This window comes from Lapillicoccus sp. (assembly GCF_025353065.1).
Taxonomy (GTDB): Bacteria; Actinomycetota; Actinomycetes; order Actinomycetales; family Dermatophilaceae; genus Lapillicoccus.
Genome location: NZ_JANXRJ010000005.1, coordinates 1 through 8,903 on the forward strand (window position 1 = coordinate 1; position 8,903 = coordinate 8,903).

General features: G+C 73.0%; 9 protein-coding genes. 8 read left to right on the forward strand and 1 reads right to left on the reverse strand.

All coding sequences use genetic code 11. The features are described 5' to 3' along the window. Positions 1-1,930: amylosucrase (locus Q0R63_RS00285; RefSeq protein ID WP_295692297.1), on the reverse strand; the 1,930-nt coding region annotated here is incomplete at its 3' end. Between the two features lie 84 nt (positions 1,931-2,014). Between Q0R63_RS00285 and Q0R63_RS00290 the strand changes: the two genes are divergently transcribed. The 8 genes from Q0R63_RS00290 to Q0R63_RS00325 all read left to right on the forward strand — a co-directional run. Further along, positions 2,015-3,142, forward strand: coding sequence for a tetratricopeptide repeat protein (locus Q0R63_RS00290; protein ID WP_295692299.1), 1,128 nt, complete (start codon positions 2,015-2,017; stop codon positions 3,140-3,142). Between the two features lie 287 nt (positions 3,143-3,429). Continuing rightward, the gene (locus Q0R63_RS00295) at positions 3,430-4,746 is read left to right on the forward strand and encodes an AAA family ATPase (protein WP_295692301.1); all 1,317 of its coding nucleotides are present in this window, start codon (positions 3,430-3,432) and stop codon (positions 4,744-4,746) included. 8 nt (positions 4,747-4,754) lie between these two features. Further along, the gene (locus Q0R63_RS00300; protein WP_295692304.1) at positions 4,755-5,819 is read left to right on the forward strand and encodes a tetratricopeptide repeat protein; all 1,065 of its coding nucleotides are present in this window, start codon (positions 4,755-4,757) and stop codon (positions 5,817-5,819) included. A gap of 130 nt (positions 5,820-5,949) precedes the next feature. Then, positions 5,950-6,747, forward strand: a complete 798-nt coding sequence (locus tag Q0R63_RS00305) for a deoxyribonuclease IV (protein ID WP_295692306.1) — start codon at positions 5,950-5,952, stop codon at positions 6,745-6,747. Between the two features lie 145 nt (positions 6,748-6,892). After that, positions 6,893-7,303, forward strand: a complete 411-nt coding sequence (locus tag Q0R63_RS00310) for a hypothetical protein (protein WP_295692309.1) — start codon at positions 6,893-6,895, stop codon at positions 7,301-7,303. Next, complete coding sequence (locus Q0R63_RS00315) at positions 7,300-7,464, forward strand: hypothetical protein (RefSeq protein ID WP_295692312.1); 165 nt, start codon at positions 7,300-7,302, stop codon at positions 7,462-7,464. The genes Q0R63_RS00310 and Q0R63_RS00315 overlap by 4 nt, the downstream gene beginning before the upstream one ends. Positions 7,465-7,622: 158 nt before the next feature. Continuing rightward, a complete protein-coding gene (locus Q0R63_RS00320; RefSeq protein ID WP_295692315.1) occupies positions 7,623-8,321 on the forward strand; it encodes an LppX_LprAFG lipoprotein in 699 nt (232 codons plus the stop codon). Then, the coding region (locus Q0R63_RS00325; protein WP_295692317.1) for an MFS transporter at positions 8,302-8,903 on the forward strand (602 nt) is incomplete at its 3' end. The genes Q0R63_RS00320 and Q0R63_RS00325, both read left to right, overlap by 20 nt.

The following is an 8,903-nucleotide window of genomic DNA, read 5'->3' on the forward strand; positions in this document are numbered from 1 at the left end:
GGTCGACGAGCCAGAGCGCGCCGTAGGGCGGGAGGAGGACGACGCCGTCGCCCCACGTCGGACTGGTCCCCGACAGCGCGTCGACCGGATCCCGCACCCCGAGCGAGCTGATCCGGTGCGACGGCCACGCGCGGGTGTCGCCGGTGACGTTGTAGAGGCAGACCATCGTGCCGACCGGGTGCCGGCGGACGAGCCCCAGCACCCCCGGGTCGTGCAGCTCGACGACCTCGCTCGGCACCGAGGCGTGCAGCTGCGGCAGCGACGCCCGCACCCGGGCGAGGTGGGCGATGCCCTCGAAGACGCGCCCCTGCGGCGTCGCAGGGTCGTGACGACTCGCCGCGCGGACCCAGTCGAGCCGTGGCCGGTGGACCCACCGGTTGTCCTCGCCGTGGCCCTCCTCCTCCGCCCAGTGCGGGTCGTTGGGCATCGCCAGCTCGTCCCCGCTCCACACCACCGGTATGCCGCCGAAGCCGGCAACCACGCTGTGCGCCAGGAGGATCCGCGCGACAGCGCCATCGACCTGCCGAGGGTCGTCCCAGGTGGCCGCCGCGTCGAGCCCGGCCAGTGCGGCAGCCGTCCCGCTGATCCGCCGGTCGCCGGTCTGGAGGTTCTCCTGGAAGACCAGCCCGCGGGCGCTCGACCCCGGTGAGACCCCGGCATACCAGTCGGCGAGGAAGCGGCGGTGCTGCCAGCCGTTGAGGCCCTCCATCGCCGCGTCGGCGTCGTCGATGGCCCAGCCGATGTCGTCGTGGCAGCGCACGTAGGTGATCCACGTCGAGGTCCGCGGCGCAGCCGGCAGGGCGTCGAGCGCCCGGGTCGCGAGCCGGGCGTCGCCGGTCGCGAGCATCGACCAGATCTGGACCATGAGGCTGTTGTGGTATGCGAGGTCGCTGACCTTGCCCGAGTGCTTCCCGGTGCCGAGATAGGGCACGAGATCGGTGGGGGCGACGATGGCTTCGGCCTTGAACGCCGTTGCGGGACAGGCGATCCGGGCCAGTGAGCGCAGTGCCTGGGCGATCGAGTGGACCTCCGGCTGGTTCTGGCAGCTGGTGCCGAGCCGCTTCCACAGGAAGGCGATCGCGTCGATGCGCAGGACCTCGACCCCGACGTTGGCGAGGTCGAGGACGATCGTGGCGTACTCCCGGAACACCGCGGGGTTGGCCCAGTTGACGTCCCACTGCCAGGAGTTGAAGGTCGTCCACACCCACCCGTCGAGCTCCTCGTCCCAGGTGAAGCTGCCGGGGGCGAAGTCGGGGAAGACCTCGGGCAGCGTGCGCTCCCAGGCGTCCGGCTCGGTGCGGTCGGGGTAGACCAGGAAGTAGTCGCGGTAGGCCGCCTCCCCGTCGCGTGCCCGCACGGCCCAGTCGTGCTCGCGCGCCACGTGGTTGACGACGAGGTCGAGGACGAGCGTGATTCCCCTGTCCCGCAACGACGTTGCGAGGATGCGCAGGTCCTCCATCGACCCGAGGTCGGGACGCACGGTGCCGTAGTCCTGCACGGCATACCCACCGTCGTTGTCGCCCTGGCGCGGCATCAGGAGCGGCATGAGGTGGAGGTAGGTGACGCCCAGGTCCTCGAGGTAGGGCAGGTGCTCCTCCACGCCGGCGATGGTGCCGGCGAAGCGGTCGACGTAGGCGGCATACCCGAACATGCGTGGTGACTGGAGCCAGGCGGGCTCGAGGAGGCGGCGCTCGTCGAGCAGGTGCAGGGAGTCGTCCCGGTCGCGGTATGCCGCGGCCGCGATCACCACGAGATCGGCCACGAGGGCAGCGGCCGGCTCGGCGCCGTAGAGCTCGACGAGCGGCATGGTCAGGTCGTCCCACCACCGCTCGAGACGGAGCCGGAAGCTCGTCCGCCGGTGCTCGGGGAGGCCGCGCAGGACCTCGTCGACGGCGCTCGCGATCTCGTGCGGCGGGGCACTGGGCGTCATGGCCCCATCTTGGTGCACACCCGTCCCCGGACGCCCTGGGGACGGCGAACCACGCCGCTGCCGGGGCGACCTACTCTGGACGACGTGAGTGCCTCCGTCCCCGGGCCCCCCGCCGGGCCACCGATGCCCGGGGGAGACGGACGGGCGGGCGACCGCGCCGGAGTCGAGCACGCCGCCCTGCGTGCGGAGTCGCTGAACTCGCTCGGCCGCCACGACCAGGCGCTCGCGGTCGCCTCGCGGGCCCTGGCCAGCGATCCCGGGGACAGCGAGCTGCTCATCCAGGCCGCGGTCGCGCACCTCGGGCTCGGAGCGCCCGAGGAGTCACGGCGGTTGCTCTACTCCGCCGCCGCCCTGGACCCCGGCTCGGCCCGCATCCACCGCATCCTGTCCTTCGTGGCGCTCCAGGAGGGTCTGCTCGCCGAGGCGGTGCAGGCGGGGCTCCGGGCGGTCCAGCTGTCGCCCTTCGACTCGCTGGCCCACGCCCAGCTCGCCCGCGCCCTGGCCCGGCAGGGCGACCGGGCCTCGGCCGTGACGGCGGCGGGGCGGGCGATCGAGCTCGCTCCGAACTCCGCCGAGACCCACATCGCGATGGCCGACGTGCTGTTCCCCGACGGCACCCGGCCGCCGAAGGCCGACCTCGCCCGCGCCGAGGAGCACCTCGGCCGGGCCCTGCAGGTCGAGCCCAGCAACGCGGCCGCCCTGAACGACCTCGCCCGGATCCACCTCGCGCGCGGCCACGGGGTGCGGGCCGCCGGCCACCTCGCGTCCGCCGTCCGCGCCGACCCGATGACGGAGGTGATGCAGCGCAACATGGACGTCGTCTTCATCAGCCTCGTGGCCCGGGCGCACTGGGTCCTCTTCGTGATGTGGTTCGTCACCCGGCAGGTCTTCCGGGAGGGAGGCGGCAACAGCCCTCGCTGGGTGCCGCTCGTCCTCGCCGTCGCGGGGCTGGGGATCATCGGGTGGGTGCTGCTGCGGCTGCGGGCCCAGATCCCGGCCCACCTCGGCGCCTTCGTCCGGGGGTTCGTGCGGCGCGAACGGGTGGGGACCCTGTGGACCGCGTGCCTCGCCGCCACCGCGGTCCTCTTCGTCGCGTCCGCCGTCGCGCCCGACAGCGTCCGCGAGGGGCTGCTGCTGTGGGCGTGGGTGCCGCTGCTGGCGGGTGCGGTGCTGAGCTGGGTGCGGGTGGGACGGTCGCGACGCCAGAGGTGACCTTTCGCGGTGGGCCGGGCGCGGGCTTGGCGCCCCTGGTCGGTGTCGCCAGTGGTGACCTTTCGCGAGGCTCGCGGTCGAGAGGTCAGTTCCGGTCCGTCTGGGCCCCTGGGACCAGCCGGAGGTGACCTTTCGCGCGACGGGTCCTGCGGGGCGCGAGGTCAGAGGTGACCTTTCGCGCGACGGGTCCTGCGGGGCGCGAGGTCAGAGGTGACCTTTCGCGCGACGGGTCCGCCGACGTCCGCCGATACCCCGCCGCCCGCAGGGACGTGGCCTAGCCTGATCCCGTGAGCAACCCGCTGATCGAGTCGTTGACCCGAGCCGTCGAGGCTGCGCCGGGGGACGTGCCGCTGCGGCTGCACCTCGCGGAGCTCCTCGTCGCCGCCGGGCAGCAGGACGCCGCCATCACCCAGTGCGCCGTCGCCCTCCAGCACGAGCCGGGTAACGTCGCCGCCCGCGCCCTGATGGGCCGCGCGATGGCCGGGCCCGACGGCGGCACGTCCGTCACGCCGCCCCCACCCGAAGGGACCGCCGCGCCGGCCGCGGCCGCGCCACCGGTCGGTCCGCAACCGACGCCGCCGTCGGACCCACCGGCATACGGGGCTCCGGCGCCCGACAGCTCACCCGTCTCCTTCGACTGGACCATGGCCGAGTCCGACGTCTCGGAGGTCGCGCCCGAACGGATGTTCGTGGCTGGCGGCGACGAGCAGGCCACCGACGTCCCCGCCTGGGACGTCGAGCGGACCAGCCTGACCCTCAAGGACGTCGGCGGCATGTCGCAGGTCAAGGACCGCCTCACCGCGGCCTTCATCGCGCCGATGCAGAACCCCGAGCTGCGCAAGCTCTACGGCAAGAGCCTGCGCGGCGGCATGCTCCTCTACGGCCCGCCCGGCTGCGGCAAGACCTTCATCGGACGCGCCATCGCGGGCGAGCTCGGGGCGCACTTCATCAACGTCGGGCTGGCCGACGTGCTCGACATGTACATCGGCGCGTCCGAGCGCAACGTCGCCGACATCTTCCGGCTCGCCCGCGCCAACGCCCCCGTCGTCGTCTTCCTCGACGAGGTCGACGCGCTCGGCCAGAAGCGCAGCCTCACCCGCAGCTCCGGCATGCGCACGACCGTCAACCAGCTGCTGACCGAGCTCGACGGCATCAGCGGCCAGAACGAGGGCGTCTTCGTCGTCGGCGCCACCAACCAGCCGTGGGACGTCGACCCGGCGCTGCGTCGCCCCGGCCGGCTCGACCGCACCCTGCTCGTCCTGCCGCCCGACCAGCCGGCCCGCGAGTCGATCTTCCGGCACCACCTCGCCCAGCGGCCCGTGGAGGGCATCGACCTCGGCTGGCTGGCGAAGTCCACCGACGGCTTCTCCGGCGCCGACATCGCCCACGTCTGCGAGACCGCCTCGGAGAAGGCGCTGATGGAGGGCGTGCGCACCGGGGTCATCCGGATGATTCAGATGAAGGATCTGAAAGCCGCTCTTGCAGAGGTGCGCCCGTCGACCGGGCCGTGGTTCGACTCGGCCCGCAACGTCGTGCAGTTCGCCAACGAGGACGGCACCTACAACGAGCTGCGGGACTACATGAAGAAGAACCGCAAGCTGTGACCGCCGGTATGCCGGGTGCCCACCCGGCCGTCGCGCGCGCCGAGCACCTGCTTCAGCTCGGGCGACCCGACGCGGCGCTCGGGCTGCTCGGACCTGACCTCACGCAGCAGCCCGACGACGCGGACCTCCTGACCTGCGCGGCCTACGCGTATCTGCTGAAGGAGGACTGGGGGCAGGCGGCGGAGCTGGGGCGGCGGGCCTCGGCTGCCGACCCCGACCGTGACCGCCCCCTGCGGATCCAGGCCTCCGCGCTGCTGCGCCTCGGTCAGGTCACCGATGCCACGGCCCTGGCGCACCGTGCCGTGCAGATGGCCCCCGACGTCTACAACTCCCACCTGCTCTACGCGCAGTGTCTGTCGGGGATCCCGAGGTCCCACGAGCACGCGATGGCCGAGGCGAGGCGGAGCGTCGAGCTGGCGCCCCGCGAACCCTCGGCCCACATCGGCCTCGCCCAGGTCGCCTACCCACCCGAGAAGATCATCAGTCCGCGCCGACTCGACGTCGCCGAACAGGCCCTGCAGCGCGCGCTGGCGCTCGACCCCCAGAACTCCGTCGCGATGAACGAGCTGGCGCGGGTGCGGCTGCGACGCAGCAAGCGGTTCGGTGCGATGACCGGCTTCTCCGACGCGCTCACGGCAGACCCGCAGAACCAGACCGCGCTCCGCAACACGGGCGTCGTCCTCGGCGGTTTCCTCAAGTTCGCCCACGTCCTGATCCTCGCGGCCATGCTCGTCTCGCTGGTGGCGCTCGACCTCGACGCCGGTGTCGGGGGGCGCATCGCTCAGGCCGTCGTCTCGGTCGGTGTCGTGGGGGTCGTCGTCTGGTTCGTCGTCCGGGTCCGGATGGCCGTCCCCCGGCGGTTCCAGGTCTTCCTGCGCGAGTTCGCCCGCCGCGACAGGTGGGCCGTCGCCTGGGCCGGGTGCCTCGCGGCTGCCGTCCTCCTGCTGCTCGGCGCGCTGCTGCTGCCCGCGGACGCCCGGGGCGACGCCGACGTCTCCGCCCTCGTCGTCGTCGCGGGTGGGGTGTTCTGCAGACGGATGTGGATCGTGAGCCGCCGGCGACCACGGAGCTGAGGGGACCGCTGAGGTGAGGGACCGCTGAGCTGAGAGACCGCTGAGGGGCCGCGGTCGAAGGGCGCTGTCGCCGGTGGCGGCGCCGGGCCGGGGGTCGCTCGACCGGCGGGGGCACCTCTACAGTGACCGCATGGCCAGCCTCCACATCGGCGGACACGTCGACTCGTCCGACCCCCTCGCCGAGGCGAGGGCGCGCGGCGCCAGCCTGAGCCAGTTCTTCCTCGGCGACCCGCAGAGCTACAAGGGCCCGGTGATCGCGTATGCCGCGGGCGCGGCAGCGCTCAAGGCCGACGCCGAGGCGGCGGGCATCGACCTCTACGTGCACTCGCCCTACCCCATCAACGTCGCCTCGCTCAACAACCGGATCCGGATCCCCGGCCGCAAGCTCCTCCAGCAGCACCTCACGGCGGCGGCCGAGATCGGGGCGAAGGGCGTCGTCGTCCACGGCGGCCACCTCGGGGTGGACGAGGACGCCGCGAAGGGCTTCGACAACTGGCGCAAGTGCATCGACGGGCTCGACATGGCTGTCCCGCTGCTCATCGAGAACACCGCCGGCGGCGACAACGCGATGGCCCGTCGGCTCGAGGCGATCGCCCGGCTCTGGGATGCGATCGGCGCCGCGTCGGGCGGCGACACCGTCGGCTTCTGCCTCGACACCTGCCACGCCCACGCCGGCGGCAACGAGCTGGGCGACGTCGTCAAGCAGGTGCTGGCCATCACCGGGCGGATCGACCTCGTGCACGCCAACGACTCGCGCGACACATTCGACTCCGGCGCCGACCGGCACACCAACGTCGGTTCCGGGCTCATCGCGGGCGACGACCTCGCCGCCGTCGTCCGCGACGCGGGGGCTCCGGTCGTCTGCGAGACGCCCGGCGGCGTCGACGGCCAGACCGCGGACATCGAGTGGTTGCGGGCGCACGTCTGAGCTGAGCCGCCCCTGTCCCTTTATCGGGTGACCCGATAAAGGGACGGTCCACTGGAGAACCGTTGTCCGGCGAACCGTCCCGTTCCCGGGTCGGGCCGCTTCCCGGGACGAGACCGCGCGGCATACCGGCGGCTAGGGTCGAGCAATGCCGTCCGAGTGGCTGACCGCCCTGCTCGCGTTCCTCGGCGCCGGGCTGGGCGCCGGCCTCTCGTATGCCGCGGCCCTGCGCGGCGACCGCCAGCGCGAGACCGCCGCCCGGCACGAGGAGTGGGGACGGCGGTTCACCGCGGCGCTCGACGACCTCGGCGACGTGAGCGCGCGCCGGCGCCGGCTGGGCCAGGTGCTCCTGGAGCGGCTGGCCTCGAGCGACCTGGCCAGCCGCGAGGAGCGGTCGCTCGCGCGCGACATGCTGGCCGAGGCCGCGCGCTCCACCCCCGAGGGGCGCGACCTGGCGACCCTGCTGGGTCCGGACCTCGATCTGGACGACATCGAGTTCGTGCCGGATACTGGGAGCGGGCCCGAGCCGGGCGCCCATCGCGAGGAGGAGCAGCCGTGACCACGACGAAACGCGTCGTCCGCGTCAGCTTGGAGCAGATCTCCGCCGCCCGGGCCGTCATCCGGATGAGCGGTGGCCCCGACAAGGTCTCGCCCCTGATCCGCAAGATCGCCGAGGCGGCTCCTCCCCTCGACGGGGTCGCGGACCACCCCGCCACCTGAGCCGGCGCTGACCTCAGCCCGGCACCGACTTCAGCCCGGCACCGATTTCAGCCCGGCACCGACTTTAGCCCGGCACTGACCCGAGCCGTGCCCGGACCCGACCCCACGCATACCACCGCTGGGTGGTCGGCCCGGACTCCTCGGATAGCCTCGCCACCATGCGCCACCGACCGACCCTCGTCGTCCTCCTGGCGTGCGTCGCCGTCCTCGCCGCCTGCAGCAGCGGCTCCTCGAGCCCGGACCCCACCGGCGGCAGCGCCTCAGCCGCCCAGGTGCTCGCCGCGACGAAGGCCACCGTCGACAAGGCGACCTCCCTGCATCTCACCCTCGCCGGCAAGGACCTGCCCGGCTCCTTCAACGGCGTCGTCTCCGCGGACGGGGTCGGGACGCACGCGCCGGCGTTCAAGGGGACGTTCCAGGTGCAGGTCGGCACGACGCAGGCCGCGGCCGACGTGGTCACGGTCGACGGGACGACCTACGTGAAGCTGCCCTTCACCTCGAGCTATGCGCCCGTCAAGCCCGAGACCCTCGGCGCGCCCGACCCGGCGACGCTCTTCACCCCCGCAACGGGGATCACCTCGTTGCTCACCGCGACCACCGACGCCGCGAAGGGCGCCCAGACCCGCAAGGGCTCGGAGGTGCTCACCACCTATACCGGCCACCTGCCCGGAGCGGCCGTCGCCGCCCTGCTCGTCATCGGCGACAGGAGCGCGGTCTTCGACGTCAGCTACGGCATCACCGACTCGGGCCAGCTGCGCACCGTCGCGCTGAAGGGACCGTTCTACTCCGGCGCCACCTCGACCTACGAGCTGACGCTCGACAAGTACGGCGACCCGGTTGCGATCGACAAGCCCTAGGACGCTGCTCGCGGTCGCCTCTCTGGCGGTGCTCCTCGCGGCGGCCGACACCTATGTCGTCGTGCTCGCGCTGCCCGACATGATGGCCGGCGTCGGGCTGGGGATCGAGGCGATCCAGCGGGCGACCCCGATCATCTCGGGCTTCCTGCTCGGCTACATCGCCGTGCTCCCGCTCATCGGGCGGCTGGCCGATGTGCTCGACCGGTCGCGAATCCTGTTGGCCTGTATGGCGATCTTTGTCGTCGGCTCGGCCGTGACAGCGCTCGCCGTCGAGCTCCCGGTGCTGGTGGCCGGTCGCGTCGTCCAGGGTCTCGGTGGTGGTGGGCTCGTGCCGGCCACCCTGGCGATCGTCGCCGACCTGTGGCCGCGCGAACGGCGCGGCACCCCGCTCGGCGTCGTCGGGGCGGTCCAGGAGCTCGGCGCGGTGGTGGGGCCGGTGCTCGGGGCGGCGATCCTCGCGGTCTCCGGCTGGCGGGCGATCTTCTGGGCCAACGCCGGGCTCGGCCTCGTCCTGTATGCCGCGCTCCGGCTGCTCGCACGCCCCGCCGGCGCCTTCGGGGGTGGGGTTGACGCAGCGTCAAG

Coding starts and splice junctions, on each gene's coding strand:
- Q0R63_RS00300 (WP_295692304.1), top strand. CDS start 4,755: ATGCCGGGTGCCCACCCGGCCGTCGCGCGCGCCGAGCACCTGCTTCAG.
- Q0R63_RS00305 (WP_295692306.1), top strand. CDS start 5,950: ATGGCCAGCCTCCACATCGGCGGACACGTCGACTCGTCCGACCCCCTC.
- Q0R63_RS00310 (WP_295692309.1), top strand. CDS start 6,893: ATGCCGTCCGAGTGGCTGACCGCCCTGCTCGCGTTCCTCGGCGCCGGG.
- Q0R63_RS00320 (WP_295692315.1), top strand. CDS start 7,623: ATGCGCCACCGACCGACCCTCGTCGTCCTCCTGGCGTGCGTCGCCGTC.